General features: G+C 60.8%; 15 protein-coding genes and 1 pseudogene. 8 read left to right on the plus strand and 8 right to left on the minus strand.

What is annotated here, in order from left to right; translation table 11 throughout:
* Positions 1-34: 34 nt before the first annotated feature.
* The gene (locus FYC77_RS00380; protein ID WP_149079526.1) at positions 35-1,912 is read right to left on the minus strand and encodes a Cdc6/Cdc18 family protein; all 1,878 of its coding nucleotides are present in this window, start codon (positions 1,910-1,912) and stop codon (positions 35-37) included.
* A 1,147-nt stretch (positions 1,913-3,059) separates the two neighbouring features.
* Between FYC77_RS00380 and FYC77_RS00385 the strand changes: the two genes are divergently transcribed.
* The 6 genes and pseudogenes from FYC77_RS00385 (at position 3,060) to FYC77_RS00400 (ending at position 6,341) form a co-directional block, all read left to right on the plus strand.
* Positions 3,060-3,698 (plus strand): Era-like GTP-binding protein, encoded by a 639-nt coding sequence (locus tag FYC77_RS00385; protein WP_149079527.1) that lies wholly within the window; start codon positions 3,060-3,062, stop codon positions 3,696-3,698.
* Between the two features lie 6 nt (positions 3,699-3,704).
* Positions 3,705-4,106 carry a DUF2073 domain-containing protein gene (locus FYC77_RS00390; protein WP_149079528.1) on the plus strand — a complete coding sequence of 134 codons (402 nt, stop codon included), beginning with the start codon at positions 3,705-3,707 and terminating at the stop codon, positions 4,104-4,106.
* 75 nt (positions 4,107-4,181) lie between these two features.
* Positions 4,182-4,232: pseudogene (locus FYC77_RS20980) on the plus strand (hypothetical protein); the annotation flags it as partial.
* A gap of 573 nt (positions 4,233-4,805) precedes the next feature.
* Positions 4,806-5,153: an OapC/ArvC family zinc-ribbon domain-containing protein gene (locus FYC77_RS20985; protein ID WP_394349008.1), complete on the plus strand. Its 348-nt coding sequence runs from the start codon at positions 4,806-4,808 to the stop codon at positions 5,151-5,153.
* A 316-nt stretch (positions 5,154-5,469) separates the two neighbouring features.
* Positions 5,470-5,559 carry a hypothetical protein gene (locus FYC77_RS21155; protein WP_440590508.1) on the plus strand — a complete coding sequence of 30 codons (90 nt, stop codon included), beginning with the start codon at positions 5,470-5,472 and terminating at the stop codon, positions 5,557-5,559.
* Positions 5,559-6,341: a DUF7089 family protein gene (locus FYC77_RS00400; RefSeq protein ID WP_149079530.1), complete on the plus strand. Its 783-nt coding sequence runs from the start codon at positions 5,559-5,561 to the stop codon at positions 6,339-6,341. Before FYC77_RS21155 ends, FYC77_RS00400 begins: the two co-directional genes overlap by 1 nt.
* Before the next feature lie 151 nt (positions 6,342-6,492).
* On the opposite strand, the gene FYC77_RS00405 is transcribed toward FYC77_RS00400, so the two are convergent.
* The 4 genes from FYC77_RS00405 to FYC77_RS00420 all read right to left on the minus strand — a co-directional run bounded on the left by FYC77_RS00405 (position 6,493) and on the right by FYC77_RS00420 (position 11,083).
* Entirely contained in the window at positions 6,493-6,846 is a 354-nt protein-coding gene (locus tag FYC77_RS00405) for a nucleoside triphosphate pyrophosphohydrolase (RefSeq protein WP_149079531.1), read from the minus strand.
* A 146-nt stretch (positions 6,847-6,992) separates the two neighbouring features.
* On the minus strand, positions 6,993-7,571 hold the full coding sequence (locus FYC77_RS00410; RefSeq protein ID WP_149079532.1) for a DUF7090 family protein: 579 nt from the start codon (positions 7,569-7,571) through the stop codon (positions 6,993-6,995).
* A gap of 189 nt (positions 7,572-7,760) precedes the next feature.
* Entirely contained in the window at positions 7,761-9,443 is a 1,683-nt protein-coding gene (locus FYC77_RS00415; RefSeq protein WP_149079533.1) for an ABC transporter permease, read from the minus strand.
* A 383-nt stretch (positions 9,444-9,826) separates the two neighbouring features.
* Positions 9,827-11,083: an extracellular solute-binding protein gene (locus tag FYC77_RS00420; protein ID WP_202911740.1), complete on the minus strand. Its 1,257-nt coding sequence runs from the start codon at positions 11,081-11,083 to the stop codon at positions 9,827-9,829.
* A gap of 320 nt (positions 11,084-11,403) precedes the next feature.
* Between FYC77_RS00420 and FYC77_RS00425 the strand changes: the two genes are divergently transcribed.
* Positions 11,404-12,084, plus strand: coding sequence for a class I SAM-dependent methyltransferase (locus FYC77_RS00425; RefSeq protein ID WP_149079534.1), 681 nt, complete (start codon positions 11,404-11,406; stop codon positions 12,082-12,084).
* A 3-nt stretch (positions 12,085-12,087) separates the two neighbouring features.
* Here FYC77_RS00425 and FYC77_RS00430 read toward each other — a convergent pair whose 3' ends face one another.
* The gene (locus tag FYC77_RS00430; RefSeq protein WP_149079535.1) at positions 12,088-12,687 is read right to left on the minus strand and encodes a DUF1684 domain-containing protein; all 600 of its coding nucleotides are present in this window, start codon (positions 12,685-12,687) and stop codon (positions 12,088-12,090) included.
* 48 nt (positions 12,688-12,735) lie between these two features.
* The gene (locus FYC77_RS00435) at positions 12,736-13,239 is read right to left on the minus strand and encodes a metallophosphoesterase (RefSeq protein ID WP_149079536.1); all 504 of its coding nucleotides are present in this window, start codon (positions 13,237-13,239) and stop codon (positions 12,736-12,738) included.
* Positions 13,240-13,542: 303 nt separating this feature from the next.
* Here FYC77_RS00435 and FYC77_RS00440 point away from each other — a divergent pair, with 303 nt between their 5' ends.
* Positions 13,543-15,246 (plus strand): histidine kinase N-terminal 7TM domain-containing protein, encoded by a 1,704-nt coding sequence (locus FYC77_RS00440; RefSeq protein WP_149079537.1) that lies wholly within the window; start codon positions 13,543-13,545, stop codon positions 15,244-15,246.
* 7 nt (positions 15,247-15,253) lie between these two features.
* Here FYC77_RS00440 and rio1 read toward each other — a convergent pair whose 3' ends face one another.
* Complete coding sequence (gene rio1, locus FYC77_RS00445; RefSeq protein ID WP_149079538.1) at positions 15,254-16,123, minus strand: serine/threonine-protein kinase Rio1; 870 nt, start codon at positions 16,121-16,123, stop codon at positions 15,254-15,256.
* Positions 16,124-16,141 lie beyond the last annotated feature (18 nt).

Raw genomic sequence — 16,141 nt, forward strand, 5'->3', positions numbered from 1 at the left:
GTTCAGTTCTCGAAACGGGCGATGCGCTCGTGGTTCAGTTCTCGAATCGCGCCTGCACGAACGGCTGGACGTCGTCGATATCGCTGAGCCGCGAGTCCGACAGCAGGACAGCTTCGGTCTCCTCGAGGGGCACCGAGAGGCTGATCTCCTTGGTCCGGCCGTACCGACCCTTCGAGACGACGACGGCGTTGACGATACCGAGCATGTCGAGTTCGCTGATGAGGTCAGTGACCCGCCGCTGGGTGAGGACGTCGGCGTCGATCTCCTCACAGAGGCGCTTGTAAATGTTGAACACTTCTCCCGTGTTGATGCTGTGAACGCCGTTTTTCTCCAGCAGGATGATCGAGAACAGGACGAGTTTGCTCTGGGTCGGGAGCGTGCGGACGACCTCGACGACGCGATCGAGTTCGATCTTGTCCTGGGCCTGTCTGACGTGTTCCTCGACGATCGTCTCGGACTGGGCCCGTTCGGCGAGTTCGCCCGCGGTTCGAAGCAAGTCGAGTGCGCGTCGCGCATCGCCGTGTTCCTGGGCGGCAAAGGCCGCACAGAGTGGGATCACGTCGTCCGAGAGCGCCCCACCTTTGAACGCCACTTCGGATCGGTGCTGGAGGATATCGCGCAACTGGTTCGCGTCGTAGGGCGGAAAGACGATCTCCTCTTCACCGAGCGAGGATTTGACGCGCGGATCGAGGAAGTCGGTGAACTTCAGATCGTTCGAGATACCGATGATCGACACCCGCGAGTTCTCGAGTTCGGAGTTCATCCGCGAGAGATTGTAGAGGGTGTCGTCGCCGCTTTTCTCGACGAGTTTGTCGATCTCGTCTAACATGATAACGACGACCCGCTCGTCGTAGTCGACCGCATCGAAGAAGACGCTGTAGACGCGATCGGTCGGCCACCCCGTCATCGGCACCTCCTCGAACGACTCTCGGTCCTCCTCGAGCGACTCGATTCGAGCCTCGACGGCTGATTTCGAGTCGAACGGCGTCGACTCGAGTGGGTGATCCGGCGGGAACTTGGCTCCATGTTCCTCGTGGCTCGAGGCGGACTCGTCGTCGACCGTGGTGATGAACCGGTCGGCGTCGTCGGTCTCGTCCGATCGCTCGCTACTGTCGGATGCGTCGGTTCCGGTGGGATCGTCGGTCGATCGATCATCCCCCTCGTTTCGAGTCGGTGATTCGCCCGTTTCCAACCCCCCCATTTCTACTGCAGAATCGCCATCAGTAGTCTGGTTTGTATCTCCAGATGAATCAGTCGAACCGGCGGGAGAGGTGGCAGTCGGATCTCCGGATCCAGTGTCGGCTTCGGTCGGACGCGCCTCCGCGTCCTCGATCGGGAACTCGAACAGTTCGGACTCCCCCTCGGACGAGTTGGGGGGTGAATCGGGCGGCTGGGATCGATCGTACTCGTCGACGGCAGCGAGAAGCGACTCCAGTTCGTCGATTCGGTCGTCGATACGTTGTTCGTTCTTCTCGATGAACTTATTCGCCAACTGTGCGAGTACGCGATACTGCGTATCGGTGACCTCGCAGTTGATGTACTCGACGTCACACGGAACGCTGTACTTCTGGGAGGTGCTCTCGAGTTCCTTGCTGACGAATTTTGCACTTGCGGTCTTTCCAGTTCCCGTCTTTCCGTAGATGAGGATATTCGACGGGGTCTCGCCACGGAGTGCTGCCACCAGGATCGTCGCCATCTTGTTGATCTGGTCGCTTCGATGGGGGAGTTCGTGGGGAGTGTAGGACGGGCGGAGCACCTCCTTGTTCTCGAAGATCGGCTCGCCGCTGAGGAGATCGTCGAACAGACCCTGATTCGACTCCTCATCGTCGACCTCCGTTCCGCCGAGATCCATGGCAAATCCACGCGTCCCGTCGATTTCGTTCGACCTATTGTTCGTATTGTCGTCTGACATTCGTCGTACACGCACCCCCTTGTTTCGTGTGGAGACCCGAACTCGAAGTCGCGATTAGACGGGCGTAGACGGGGAAACACAGCCAATCTACGAGAGTGGTGACCGAGTTCGGATCCAGTTGATGCAAACGAACCAGAGGAACACATGGATAATAAATTCTTCCCTTCAATTCAGGGTATTCGAGAAAAGACGGTTCACATCCGCCCTACGTTTCGTCTCGACGGCGCGTTTGGCGGCGTTTCGTTCGGCGACGTGGATAGTTCGCCTCGACAGGGTCGAACGTGATCGACCCGTACGGGTCGGTCTCGAGTACGGTGAGGGACAGTTTCGAGGAGGGTTTCGACAATCCGAGGCCAGACACTGGAGTGAAATCGAAACTGGGGCGATGAAGTCGGACGGGACGAGTAAATCGCCGATCGACGTTGTCCAACCCCCCCACCCCTTCGTTTCGAGTGGAAACCGTCGAAGAGGTCGGTGGGAACGACAGGATCTAGTCTGGGAAGTTTTATTTAGGTGGGATAGAAACAGTATCCGTAGAACTAGCAAAATAGAGTTGTTACTAGAGTGAATTGGTTTTCTTACTAGAAAGAACTAGATTTGCTCGATTTCTGCCGATGAATTACTAGAAGTCCTGAAAGCGTCAAAATCACTCCAGAGACGCCCAATCACTTCCGATCGACGCCGCTTCGTCCACCTCACCGTCCTCGAACACCGTCTCAAGAGTGACGGGTTCGTTGGTCTCCACTCGAAACGAAGGGGTGGGGGTGTGTTCCCCAGCCTCGACTCCACTCGTACTCTCTCCTCTCATGGGTCGTGACAACACTCCACATTCTCGTGTTGTCCTCTCTTAGTTCCGTGCTATCTCCTCTCACAGTTTACTCAGCACGTCCGACATCCCATCCGGACTCCTCGTCTTAGTTCACCTGTAGTAACACGTCCTTATCTCTCTGTTCGGACCAGCGACAACCGACCGAGTATCGCTCGAGTGATCGATACCAAGCTCGGTACTTCTCGCAAAACCCACACTCAAATATCTCGAAGGTATTACACTCTCTTCTGTCCGAGAGTCAACTCGTTTGACGTAGGCTTAAGTGAGTTCGGTTCAGTAGTACGCGCAGACACACCCCGTGTGCTGGAGGCCCTAACGATGGGACTGTTCACAGAACTCAAAGATAGTATCTCTCGGGCTACGGACCGCCTGTTCTCCGAACAGGAACCCAAACGAATCGGTATCTATGGTCCACCGAACGCCGGAAAGACGACACTCGCAAATCGCATCGCCCGAGACTGGACGGGCGATGCGATCGGAACGGAGAGTCACATCCCCCACGAGACTCGTCGCGCGCGTAGGAAAGAAAACGTCGAGATCGAACGGAACGGAAAGTCGGTAACGATCGACATCGTCGACACGCCTGGCGTGACGACGAAAGTGGATTACGAGGAGTTTACCGACGAGATGGAAGAAGACGACGCAATTCGTCGCTCTCGTGAGGCGACCGAAGGGGTCGCCGAAGCCATGCACTGGCTTCGCGAGGACGTCGACGGCGTCATCTACGTCCTCGACAGCGCGGAGGATCCGATCACGCAGGTCAACACGATGTTGATCGGTATCATCGAATCTCGTGATCTCCCAGTTCTCATCTTCGCGAACAAGATCGACCTCGACGACTCGAGCGTCAAACGCATCGAGGACGCCTTCCCACAGCACAAGACCGTTCCGCTCTCGGCGAAGGAAGGCGAGAACATGGACGAAGTGTACGAGAACATCGCGGAGTACTTCGGGTGATCCTGGATGCCAACAGCAACTAACGCCGACGACTCCGATCCCGCAGACGGAATCCAGATCGACCTGATCAGCGGTGAGCGCATGGAGAACATGGCGACGATGGAGAAGATCCGGATGATCTTAGACGGCGTCCACGACGGAAACATCGTCATCCTAGAAGAAGGTCTGACGCCGGACGAAGAGAGTAGGCTCATCGAGACGACGATGGCCGAAATCAATCCCGAGGACTTCAACGGGATCGAGATCGAGACGTATCCGAAGTCGGATAGCAAGGACTCGTCGCTTCTCGGTCGGATTATGGGTGGCGACGGATCGGAGGCGAAACTGACCGTGATCGGACCGGCGAACCGGATCGAGACGCTTCATAAAGACGAGACGCTCATCAGCGCCCTCGTCTCTCGAAGCTAACACCTACACCACTCCGAACTAATGCCCCACGAATGCACGAACTGCGGCCGGACGTTCCCCGACGGATCGAAAGAGATGCTGTCGGGCTGTCCAAACTGCGGCGGAAACAAGTTCCAGTTCACGCCGTCGACGTCAGCTGGAGCCGACTCCTCGGCCTCGGCTGAACCTGATTCCGAAGCCGACTCCCCGGCCTCGGCTGAACCTGATTCCGAAGCCGACTCCCGGTCGACCGACGCCGTAGCCGGAGCTCGATCACCGACCGACCCGGATGGAACTGGCTCGTCCGCTGTCGACACGGACGAATCTTCGTCGCACCCTCCCGACTCCGACTGGGTTCCGGCAACGGAGGCGACTGAATCGACCTCGTCTTCGTCTCGAGAGCCGTCACCCTCGAACCATCTCGAGAAGTCGGATGTCTCCGATCAGGCCTGGCCGGATACGGCTCGTCGTCCGGAGGACCGATCCGGCCGCGAGTCAGATCCCTCGTCCGCACAACCGGATCAACCTTCGTCCTGGACCGACGACGGTTCGACTCCGCCAAGCGATTCGAACCGACCCGAGGATCAGAGAGCGACGCTCGCGGAGTCCGAGGAATCTGCGCAGGCGGATGCACGGAGCGAATTCGTTTCGAGGAACGATTTACCGCCTGTTTCCGAACGTTCGTCTGCTGATCGATGGGACACAGCACAAAACCATCACGTGTCTGACGGCCCGGCGGATTCGACATCGACTGGTGAGGGCGACCGCCCCACCGCAAACTCCGAGGGAGCCGTCGACGACGCTGCGAACGAGGAGACGGCGTCTGAATCCGACGAGGACCCCGACCACGGGCGTGTCGTGAGCGAACCATCCGCTGATCAGCCATCGATGGAGGAACTTCGAGCAGAACTCAACGAGCAATTCGAGAGCATCAAGATCCTCAACCCGGGACAGTACGAACTCAACCTGATGGAACTGTACAACCGAGAGGAGTACATCATCTCCCTCCAGGAAGACGGTCGGTACGTCATCGACGTTCCGGACTCGTGGCGCGACGCGGAAGACTGATCGATCCGCGGAATCGGTGTCTCTCCGAGAGATCGACCCGTGTTCCCCGACCACCTTCGTTTCTTCTCGAGACGATCCGATTTGTTCAACCTTTCGAGAGCCAGGGCATGTAACAATTCCACGTGAACTGGTGGGGGTTTCTCCGAAGCCTTTGTAGACCGAACGAAATCCGCAGTGACCCACGGTCGACGATAAAGGGTGTCACGACGTGATCTTCGCCACACCCGTCCGATCGCGCCTCGAGACGGAGAATGATGGATTTAAGCGACGGTAACGGAAAGATGGATTTAAGCGGCGGCAACGACTGGGATCGAGTATGAGTACACCCACCAAGATCGTCGTCGGCACCGTTGCCGTCTCGGCTATCCTCTCGCTTTTGCTCGTTTTCCAGACCGTCTTCGTCTGATGTTCGAGAGCCGCGAACTCTCGGGACGTCTCGCGGACGTTCGAGACGAGCACGCGCCGAACACGCTCGTCTTCGACTGCGAGCGCGATTTCGAGACGCTGCGACCGGCGGTCGCGGAGGACCTCGGAGTGATCGTCGACGGCTTCGAGCCGACCAGCTATCCGTCGGAGTGGCTTCCGGAGGACGCGCCGACGTTGCTCCGGCGGTACGCCGGTTCGGAGCTCACGATCGGGATGCCCGGCGACGGGAGCATCGCCTGGACCAAACAGACCGATCCGGCGGTCGTTCTCGTCAAACCGCGAGTCGAAGGCTCACCCGAGCCGTTTCTCGAGTTTCTGATCGCCGAGGCGTTCGTCGAACTCGGCCTCGACATTCCCGAACACTTTCTCGGCTTCTTCGAGGAAGCCTACCGCGAGTTCGATCGGGTGGTTCCGCTCGGTCCGAACGATACTTACCAGGTGGCAACGGCGTTGTACGACGGCTGGGTCGGCCTCCAGGCGCGGGACGTGTTCGCCGACTGGCGGGACGACCAGCCCGACCTCGCGGACGCCTGGCAGGACGCCGGGAACCACCTCGAGGGACGGGTTTCTAACCTTCCGCGAGAAGTCGCCCGCGGCGAGACGGAGTTCGCGGATGCGACCGAACTTGCCTGTGGGGCGATCAAACACGCGATCGAGCTCCCAACCCCGTTCGCCGCCCTCGAGACGGGCGCGTACCGCGATCACGGCCCCGAGTACGCGATTACGTGGGCCGAGAAGACGTTCGACGCCCTCGCGGAGTAGTTCGTCTCGCGGAGTAGTTGTCTCGCGGAGTACGCCCTCGTAGAGTACACCCTCGTAGAGTAGTCCGAGTCTCCACGGAGTAATTCGGCGTCTTCGTGACGTGACTGCGTTCTCGTCTCTCTCGCCTTTCGGTCTCGTCCCCGGTTCTGGGTTATTCTTCGACGTCTTCGGGGTACCCTTCGGCACTTTCGGGGGACTCTTCGACGCACTCGAGGACGATCCCGTCCGCGAACCCACCTCGCACCGATCGTTTCTCGCGGCGAACCGCCTCGAGGTCCTCGAGCGTTCGCTCTCGGTGGTCGAGGATCGCGTAGACGACCTCGAGGACGTCGGCCAACTCCTCGAACTCACCGGAGTCTGCGAACTCCCGGCTCTCTTCGCGGAGTTTCGCGGCGAGGCGATCGGTGTACTCCTCGGCGTCGGCGACGTGGATCTCCGGTCGTTGGTCGTTTTTCTCTACGATCTCGGGAATCCGGTCACGGACGAGTTTGTCGTACTCCGGCATGTGTCTCGTTCGGTGTGGATCCGCGTCTCGTTCGTAGATCGATCAGGGTCTCGCTCGAAAGGCGATTGGAGTCTCGCTCGAAAGGCGATTGGAGTCTCGCTCGAAAGGCGATTGGAGTCTCGTTCGAAAGTCGGTTCGAACCTTGCTCAGAAGTCAGCCTCGACGTTCCCGTCCTCGTCGAGGTCGATCACGCCGTCGAAGCGGCTGCGAAAGTCGTCGACGACCGAGCGGTCGTGGGGTTCTTCCGAGAGGTGAAAGAGCCCGACTGCGTCGTGGTTCGCGAGTAGCTTGAGGATGCGGTCGACCGCCTTGAGGGCGTCGTCGTCGCCGGCGTAGTAGGCGAGTTCGGTGACGGAGTCGAAACTGAGCCGAAGTTTGCCGTCGTGGTTCTCGAGGAAGCCGTCGATGTGCTCGACGATGCCGTCGACGTCGTCGGGTGCGGCGACGTAGTGTACCGTGTCCGTCTTCCGTCGGGAGTAACCGCGTTCGATGCTGAGCGTGTCGAGGATCTCGGCGCGTTCTTCGTCGACGTCGTAGTACTCGAGTTTCTGTCTGACTTCGCGGGCGGTGGTTCGGGTGGAGACGACGAGGAAGTGGTCGGTGTCGGTTTTCAGAAAGTCGGTATCGATTCGGTCCGTTTCTCCGGTGCTCGGGTGAAGTAAGAGAACGCCGGTCCCACCGGGGATCGTCGCCGGTGTCCCGTCGATCTCGAGCCGATAGTCCATGTTGCACTGAACAACTTCCGGAATCGACTTAATAGTGCGGATATCACGAGTGGGGTGGTCTGCCACCACCGGAGGTTGATAGGGTTGATGGCGTCTGGCCTCCGACCGACCGTCGTACGGGTAACCCATTTCCAGCGCAATCGCGGGACGGGTCACGGTTTCGCCGGTACATTGTTACAGCAATCCGTATCAGCCGATCTTGCCACCCTCCTGTCGGAGCAGGACGATCATCGAGAGTCCGGAGATGAGAATCAGTAACAACGAGGGAACCGCCGCGTACCGGTACGCGAGTGAGTCTTGGGCGTTCCAGATGAGGCTGACGAGCGTCTCCATCCCGATTGGTCTGAGCATCAGCGTCGCTGGCAGTTCCTTCATCGTCGTCAGAAACACGAGGATGCCGCCGGCGATCACACCGGGCATAATAAGAGGTAGGGTGATGCGACGGAACGCCTCGAATCGGCCAGCGTTGAGTGTCCGGGCGGCTTCAATCGTCTGGTAGTCGACCTGCAAGACGGACGAGCGGACGGTCCCGACCGCCTGGGGCAGGAACCGGACGACGTAGGCGAACACGAGTAGCCAGATGCCTTCCCGGTACAGCGACGGCAGGGTTCGGGTTCCAAGGAACACTAACGCGAGGCCGATAATGACGCCTGGAACGGCAAAGCCGATGTAGGTCGCCCGTTCGAACACCCGTGAGACGAATGAATTCGCCCGTCCGGAGTAGTAGGCGACGGGAAGCGCGAAGACGCAGGCCACCAGCGCAGCGATTGCGGCGAGGTGGACGGAGTTATAGATGATTCCCCACCCGTCGCCGATGGCTATCCCGAAGCCCTCGAGTGGGTTGACTGAGCTGACGGTAATTCCTAAATCCAACTCGTAGGCCGGAATCCGGTCGCCCTCACTGCGGAACACCCAGTTCGTGAAGATCGCGACCGGAACGACGAGGGTGAGCATACCCAGCCCCGAAACGAACCCCATCGCCGGCCACTTCCAGTTGCCGAGTCGTATCGTACTCCCAGTGTCACCGCCACCGCTGGCGTCCTCGTCGCGGCCGATCCCTGCCTCGATGACGAGGACGACGGCGACGATCGCGATCAGTTGCAAGGCGAGCAATGCGGCGTACTCGACGTTGAAACTACTGAATTCCCAGTATATCCTGCTCGTGAAGACGCTCGCCCGCATGAACGCAGGTGTTCCGAAGTCAGAAATCGCGTAGAGGCCAGCGAGCAACGCACCGGCGGCGATCCCTGGCCTGATCTGTGGCAGCGTGACGCGCCGGAACGCTTCGAACGGACCGGCGTTGAGCGTCCGTGCGGCGTCGGCGAGCGAACTGTCCATCGACAGCAGCGCTGCGCGGGTCGTCAGGAACACGTACGGGTAGGTGTACAGCGTGATGATGAAGGTCGCGCCGGAGAGGCCATCGATCCGCGGGAGCGACATCCCGAATAGCGAGTCGATTTCACCGCCCGAACCGAACATGCCGGTAAACGCGATTGCGCCGATATAGCTCGGAATTACGAGCGGGAGTGCGGCCACGACCGTCCAGAACCGCGGATACGGGAGATCGGTTCGGGTCGTCAATAGGGCGAGCGGGACACCGAGCAAAATGGAACAGACGGTCACGAACAGCAGCAATCCAATACTGTTCGCCGTAATGCGTGCGGTCTGTGAGGAAACGATGAGATCGTACGCCCGGGATAGTTCGACCGTCGACGCCTGCCAGACCAGCCAGAACATCGGCAAAATGATGAGAAACGCGACGAGAGCGCTCGCGGCGGCTAGGGCGATCGTCCAGGGCTCGACACGCTCGAGGCGCTCCCTGGCTGCTTCGACGCGTTGTGTGGTATCGACGGCGTTTGTGAGCGATTTCATCGTCTGTGTCTGCTAACCGAATCGGCTCTCCTATGAATCGGTCCGCCTTCGATTCTCTTGAACCCCCTGATTAGTTCCTCGAACCGGGAATGCTGAACGGTGATACACATTCTACAAATAACGAAATCGATTGTATCGATCGAACGTCGGTATTACGACTGATCGAAGCACGTTTTCGGAGAGATGAGGCCGTGTGAGTTTGATGAACACTTGTGTGGGTGGTGAAAGGCGGAACGGAATGGGTGGGACAGAATGGACCCGATTTCAGGTGTCGGTGGTCGTCGTACGATTTGCTGTACCGAGTTCCCGGCGTACGCGCCGTCCGGTTCGCGATAGCGCGGGAAATGATGGACAGCAGACCGTATCAATCGTTCGTCGGTGGGTTACAGCGGCATCATACCTTCGTCTTCCAGAAGGTCGTTGGCCGCCTGCAGTTCCATGTCGAACTCGCTGAGGTCGTACGTCGGCGAGTTGAGCTCGTCGGGACCGGGCAGCGGGCCAACGTAGTCGACGCCGTCGACGACGGGGAACTCGCCGTTGTCATCCATCATGAACTCCTGTCCCTCGACGGCGACGAGGTGACGAGCGAATTCGGCGATGAGTTCGGGATCGTCGACGTTGTTCGTGACGGCGATGCCCGCAACACTGAACAGGGCACCTGCATCGCCTTCGGTGAACGTCACGCGGATCGGCGAATCGGGGTCCTCGTTGACGAGGCGGGCGGCGTAGTAGCTGTTGCCCAGACCGATGATCGGGTCGCCGTCACCGCCGCGGTTGACTTCCTCAGCCTGCGTGCTTCCGCTCCCGTACCGCTGTGGATCCTGATCCATGAAGTCGCTGACCCACTGTCGCGTCGCGTCTTCGCCCTCGAGGTCGACCATCGCCTGAATGAATCCGCGGAACGTTCCGGAGTTCGGCCGCGTCGAGATGATACCCTCGAACCGATCGTCTTCGGCGTACGAGAAGATGTCCGTCGGTAGTTCGTCCCAGCTGTCGAACGGCGTCTCGTCCAATCGGTCCTCATTGTAAAAGACCGAACGGACTCGGCCGCTAACCCCGGTCCAGTATCCGTCCGGATGGCGGTAACTCTCGGGGACCGTATCGACGATGTCGCTCGGAAGCTCCTGGACGATTCCCGCGTCGTGGACGGCACCGAGCGCGCCCGGGTCCTGTGAGTAGAACACGTCTGCCGGCGTCGCGTCGCCTTCTTGTTCTAACTGGTTGACCTGGACGTCGTTGTCGTCGTAGTCGCGGTTGATCGTCAGTCCGCTGTACTCGTTTTCGAGTTGCTCGAAAACGAGATCGATCTGGTCGGGGGTTCGGCCGGAGTACACCGTGATCTCGCCCTCGAGATCGCCGAGATCGTCCCAGCTCACGCCGCTCGAGTCGACCGGAGTGGCGAGTGGTTCGGCGTCGGCGACCGACGGGGCCCCGGCGTCCCCACCGTTTCCGTCGTCATCACCGTTTCCATTACCGCCGTTACCGCCATTGCCGCCGTTCCCACCGTTACCGCCGTTTCCACCCTCGTCGCTCGTACAGCCTGCGAGTGCTGCGAGTCCGACCGCGGAGAGGCCCGCGGAGGCGAGGAACGGTCGTCGTCCAGTCGTCCTGTCCGTGCGATTGCTGTCGCGCTGTTGCATATCTTGTTTTAGGTCGGCCTAAAACACATATAGCTTCCGATTATCTTCGAGAGAAGGGTCGAGAGGAGGGGACAGCGTTGGCTGTCTCGCTCGACCGAGACCGATGCCCACGGTGTTTCGGCCGACCTAAACCTCTCCACTCATACTTTTTAGGCGGTCCTAAAGAGTCTGTCGGTCGTCACGGAGCGATCGACACACCGTCGAGGCGGCGGGCGCGCCAGGCGTCGATACCGCCGGTCGCCGACGACATCCCCGTCGCGGATGTCGATGACTCGAGTCGAAGGCGAACGGATTTTGGTGTGGGGAGTCGACCGCTGTGTATGAGCGTTCGCGAGGAGTTCGACGAGTGGGCCGCAAGCGGCCGAGACAGGGGAATGGAGGACCGACACTGGCACACCGCGAAACACGCGCTGGCGCGGATGCCGGTCGAAGCCGGCGACGTGGTTCTCGATCTCGGCTGTGGCAGCGGCTACGCCGGTCGTGCACTCCGGGAGACAAAGAACGCGGGACGGATCTACGGGCTCGATGGCTCACCCGAGATGACGCGAAACGCGGCGGGGTACACCGACGATTCCAGTGTCGGTTACGTCGTCGGCGACTTCGGTTCGCTTCCGTTCGCGACCGACTCGATCGACCACGTCTGGTCGATGGAGGCCTTCTACTACGCTGGCGATCCCCACCACACCCTCGAGGAGATCGCCAGAGTACTGCGGCCGGGCGGAACCGTCTACTGTGCGGTCGACTACTACGAGGAGAACGTCCACTCCCACGAGTGGCAGGAATCCATTTCGGTGGAGATGACCCGCTGGGACCTGGCGCAGTACCGCGAGGCGTTTCGCGAAGCGGGACTCCACGTCGCCGAGCAGGACAACCTTCCCAACCACGAGATCGAGATCCCGCCCGAATCCGAGTTTCCAACCGATAACTGGGACACCCGCCAGGCGATGCTCGAGCGCTACCGCGAGTTCGGCACGTTGCTCACGGTTGGTGTCGCCCCGTAGCGATTACGATTCGAACCGTTCGCCGGCCGGAATCGTTACCTCGAGCCAGTTTTCCTCCGGTGGGAGCGGACAGTCGTAGCTGTCACTGTACGCACAAAACGGCGTGTACGCCAGGTTGAAATCGAGGAGGATCTCGTCGCCGTCCGTGAGCTCTCGGTCGGGTGACAGCTCCATGTACCGGCCGCCGCCGTAGCTTTGCTGGCCGGTCGTCTTGTCACGGAAGGGGACGAAAAGCGGCTGATCGCCCGAGCTCTCGAGACGGTAGGCCGCGAGTTCGAACATACCGTCCGCGAGGTCGGGCTCCTCACGATCGAGCGTGAACTCGAGGGTCCTAACCCGCAGGTACCGCATCTCTCCGCCGGCGGTCGTCTCCATCAGGACGACCTCGGGATCGTCGTGAGTCTCGACCGTCGCCGTCACTCGGTAGGTCGGGTCCGGTTCGAAGTACGAGAGCCCGTCGAACGCGTCGCGGTCGTCCGGCGGGATCGGCGACTGGGGATGGGTGCCGAAGAACTCGTCTTTCTCGGCCCGTTTCTCCTCGAGTTCGGTCCGCCACCGATCTACGTCCACGTCGTCACCCGTGCCGTCACCGGAGTCGCTCATAGCGGGACTACCGTCCGAGGACGGGAGTGAGTTGCGCTTTGGCACTGATCACTCGAGGACCGATCGGAACCGGACAGACTCGGAGCGCGTATCGAGGATCGCGACGGTCCGGTGGTCGTCCGGGATCGTCGGGAACTGTCCGCCAGGATTGAGCACTGTCGTTCGACCACGTTCCGTCCGCTCTCGCTCGTGGTGGTGGCCGTAACAGACGACGTCGTACGTCTCGGCGTCGGCGAGTGCCTCGACCTCCGCCTTCGACTCGCCGTGGAGAACGGCAACGGAGAGCCCGTCGAACTCGAGGCTCGCGAACCGGCCGTGGAGTTCGCTTTCCGACCCGAGGTCGTCGAAGGCCACCTCGAGCCCCGATATCTCGCCGTCGTTGTTCCCGAGGACGCCGTGGACCTCGAACCCCTCGAGGGCGGACAGCAGCGGCGGGGCTATGAAATCGCCACAGTGGACGACGATCTCGACGCCTTCCTCCGCGAATATCTCGGCGGCTCGCTCGGCGGCGTCGACGTTGTCGTGGGTATCTGCGATGATCCCGATGTTCATACGGGTATCCGTGCGGGCGAACCACAAAGGCGTTCGGGAGCCGACGGAGTCGCGTCCGGGACCGAAGCCTCGATGACCGACTCGAGTTGAGTGTTGCGCTCGTTTTTGCCACGTCAGTTACGACGAACGTATCACGCTGGATCTTGACGAGATTACCACGCGCTGGGTTCGTCGGATTTCGTCGTCCAGCACTCGACGAATTCCGGGGGCGAACTGCCGAGTTCAGCCCGTCTCGAGCGCTCACTGGGCAAAACGTCCCACATCTATAATTGTTTTCAACACGCTGGTCAGTGTGAGATTGGGATGACGAGCGCAGAACAGTCGCTGACCTTCTTTATGCTGATCTGTGCCGTCCCCATCGCCGGAGTGGCGGCCTACGCGTTCCGCAAACGCGACGAGCCGGGTGCTCGTGGCCTCTTCCTCTGTGAACTCGGAATGGCCGGCTGGTCGATTCAACTCGCGTTGATCACCTGGCCGACCGCGGTCATGCCGGTATTTCTCAACACGACGATCCGGCACGTCTTCCAGATCCTCGTCATCTTCGGCTGGCCGCTTCTCGTCCTCGAGTACACGAGACGGGGACAGGTAACGGTCAAACGGCCGTGGCTGGTCGCGCTCCTGGTGGTCCCGGTCGTGACGGTCGTCCTCACCGCGACGAACCCGTGGCACCATCTCGTCCTCGCGCCGGAGACTCCGGGGGACCCCTCCGGAATCGCCGAGTTCGTCCTCGGACCGTGGTACATCGTCCACATCGGGTTCGCGGTGGCGATGGTGATGCTTCCCGCCGGTCTCCTCGCACAGGACCTCCGGTCGGCAGTCGGGGATCACCGCAGACAGCTCCTGTTGCTCATCGCCGGCTGGGCCATCGGCTTTCCCGGCGCGCTCAACACGTATGTGTTCAGAAACGTCGACGCCGTTCCGCCCTACGTCGATCTGACGCCACTTCTGTTCCTCGTTACGACCGTGCTGTGGGGGCTCGCACTCTTTCGATACCAGCTCTTTGCCCTCGCGCCTGTCAGCCGTCGGAAAGCCGTCGAGACCATGTCCGATGCGCTGCTCTCCGTCGATACCGAGGGCGTCATCGTCGACAGCAATCCGGCCGCACGAGCGCTGTTCGACGTCAACGGGAACTGTACCGGAGACGATCTCGAGTCCGTCTGTGGGGAGTACCCCGCGATCGTCGAACAGTACGAGCGCGGTGTCACGGCCGGGACCGAAGTCAGCCTCGAATCCGAGGGGGAGGTTCGTCACTTCTCGATGGACGTCCGACCGATCGAGCAGGGAGCGACGGCGACCGGCACGTTGCTTCTCTTGCGCGATATTACGGAACTCAAAGAGCGCGAACAGGAACTCGACTTGCTCAAGCAGGTGCTCTCTCGCGTGTTCAGACACAACATCAGAAACGAGTTGACGATCCTACGTGGACACGCGGAGATCATCCAGGAGCGGGCCGACGACGGCCGGTTCGACGATCACGTCGCCGAGATCGTCGCCAACACCGATCGCATCCTGAGCCACAGCGAGAACGCCAAAGACCTCGAGACGATCATCGACGCCGAGACGGCCGACGAACGGATCCCACTCGACCCCGCCGTTCGGCGGTGTGCTCGAGCGTACGCCGACGACCACCCGGGCGTCGAGATCGATATCGACGTCCCCCCCGAGGTGGTCGTTTCGGCACACCCGAGCATCGAGCGGGCGCTCGAGGAACTCGTCCAGAACGCCGTCGCTCACCACGACGGCTCCGATTCGATCCGAATCGACGTTCGTGCCCGACCGACGGATGGCACTGTCCGTCTCGTCGTCGCGGACGACGGCCCAGGTATCGATTCTCACGAGATCGAGACGCTACAGGCCGGGGAGGAAACCGACCTCCAGCACGGCTCCGGGATCGGACTCTGGATGGTCGATCTCGTCGTTCGCAAGTCCGGTGGCTCGCTCCGGATCGACGACGACTCCGAACTCGGCGGCACGCGAGTGTGTATCGAGCTTCCACGGGCCGACTGATACGGGGTCAGTCTCGAGACGGATCCGGCTCCGGCGTCGTGACGAACTCGAGCAGTTCGTCGGGGTCGGTCTCGAGTCCCTGCCGGGAAAAGAAGCTCGCGACGTTCTCACAGTCACGCTCCAGGAAGTCGCGGCTGTTGGGGTGGTGGACGGTGACGGCCTGCCCGACGTCGATGATCACCAGTTGTCCCTCGTCGAAGACGACGTTGTACTCGCTCAGGTCGCCGTGGATGATCCCGGCCGAGTAGAGCCGGCGCATGTACTCGCGCATGACCTCGTAGGCGGTCTCGGGGTTCTCGATGTGGACCTCACCGAGGCGTTTTGCGCGCCCCTCCTCGTTGCCGATGTACTCCATGACGAGGACGTTGCGTTCGGCGGCGATCGGTTCCGGGACGCGGACGCCCGCCTTCTGGGCCCGCCGGAGGTTCGCCAGTTCCTTCTTGGTCCAGGCGAGGACGACGTCTTTCTTCTTGCCACCCAGCCCCTCGAATCGCGGGTCGCCCTCGAGATAGTCACGCATCTGGCGGAAGTTCGACGCGTTGATCCGGTAGACCTTCACGGCGACTTCGCGGCCATCGCCCTGTGCGTGGTAGACGTTTGCCTCCTTGCCCGTCGAGAGTGGGCCACCGAAGGCCTCGACGTAGCCGTCCTGGACGAGTTTGTAGAGTGCCGCCAGCGTCGCGTCGTCGAACACCGACTGTTCGACCTTGAACTGGTCGGCGTCTTTGATCCGCTCTTCGAACTGCTCGAACTTTCGGTCGCGCTTGCGGGCGATGCGATCGGCCTCAGTATCCGAGACGTCGATCTCCTCCCACTCGTCGCCTGGAACCTCCGTCTCCTCGAGGTCGACCAGTCCGTACTCCGTTCCCGTTTCCATCTACCGTGGTATACTCTC

It is taken from the genome of Natrialba swarupiae (assembly GCF_008245225.1).
GTDB classification, from domain to species: Archaea; Halobacteriota; Halobacteria; order Halobacteriales; family Natrialbaceae; genus Natrarchaeobius; species Natrarchaeobius swarupiae.

Excerpts from the sequence above, each read along its gene's own strand:
- FYC77_RS00380 (WP_149079526.1), bottom strand. The coding sequence starts at position 1,912 with ATGTCAGACGACAATACGAACAATAGGTCGAACGAAATCGACGGGACG.
- FYC77_RS00385 (WP_149079527.1), top strand. The coding sequence starts at position 3,060 with ATGGGACTGTTCACAGAACTCAAAGATAGTATCTCTCGGGCTACGGAC.
- FYC77_RS00390 (WP_149079528.1), top strand. The coding sequence starts at position 3,705 with ATGCCAACAGCAACTAACGCCGACGACTCCGATCCCGCAGACGGAATC.
- FYC77_RS21155 (WP_440590508.1), top strand. The coding sequence starts at position 5,470 with ATGAGTACACCCACCAAGATCGTCGTCGGCACCGTTGCCGTCTCGGCT.
- FYC77_RS00400 (WP_149079530.1), top strand. The coding sequence starts at position 5,559 with ATGTTCGAGAGCCGCGAACTCTCGGGACGTCTCGCGGACGTTCGAGAC.
- FYC77_RS00405 (WP_149079531.1), bottom strand. The coding sequence starts at position 6,846 with ATGCCGGAGTACGACAAACTCGTCCGTGACCGGATTCCCGAGATCGTA.
- FYC77_RS00410 (WP_149079532.1), bottom strand. The coding sequence starts at position 7,571 with ATGGACTATCGGCTCGAGATCGACGGGACACCGGCGACGATCCCCGGT.
- FYC77_RS00415 (WP_149079533.1), bottom strand. The coding sequence starts at position 9,443 with ATGAAATCGCTCACAAACGCCGTCGATACCACACAACGCGTCGAAGCA.
- FYC77_RS00420 (WP_202911740.1), bottom strand. The coding sequence starts at position 11,083 with ATGCAACAGCGCGACAGCAATCGCACGGACAGGACGACTGGACGACGA.
- FYC77_RS00425 (WP_149079534.1), top strand. The coding sequence starts at position 11,404 with ATGAGCGTTCGCGAGGAGTTCGACGAGTGGGCCGCAAGCGGCCGAGAC.
- FYC77_RS00430 (WP_149079535.1), bottom strand. The coding sequence starts at position 12,687 with ATGAGCGACTCCGGTGACGGCACGGGTGACGACGTGGACGTAGATCGG.
- FYC77_RS00435 (WP_149079536.1), bottom strand. The coding sequence starts at position 13,239 with ATGAACATCGGGATCATCGCAGATACCCACGACAACGTCGACGCCGCC.
- FYC77_RS00440 (WP_149079537.1), top strand. The coding sequence starts at position 13,543 with ATGACGAGCGCAGAACAGTCGCTGACCTTCTTTATGCTGATCTGTGCC.
- rio1 (WP_149079538.1), bottom strand. The coding sequence starts at position 16,123 with ATGGAAACGGGAACGGAGTACGGACTGGTCGACCTCGAGGAGACGGAG.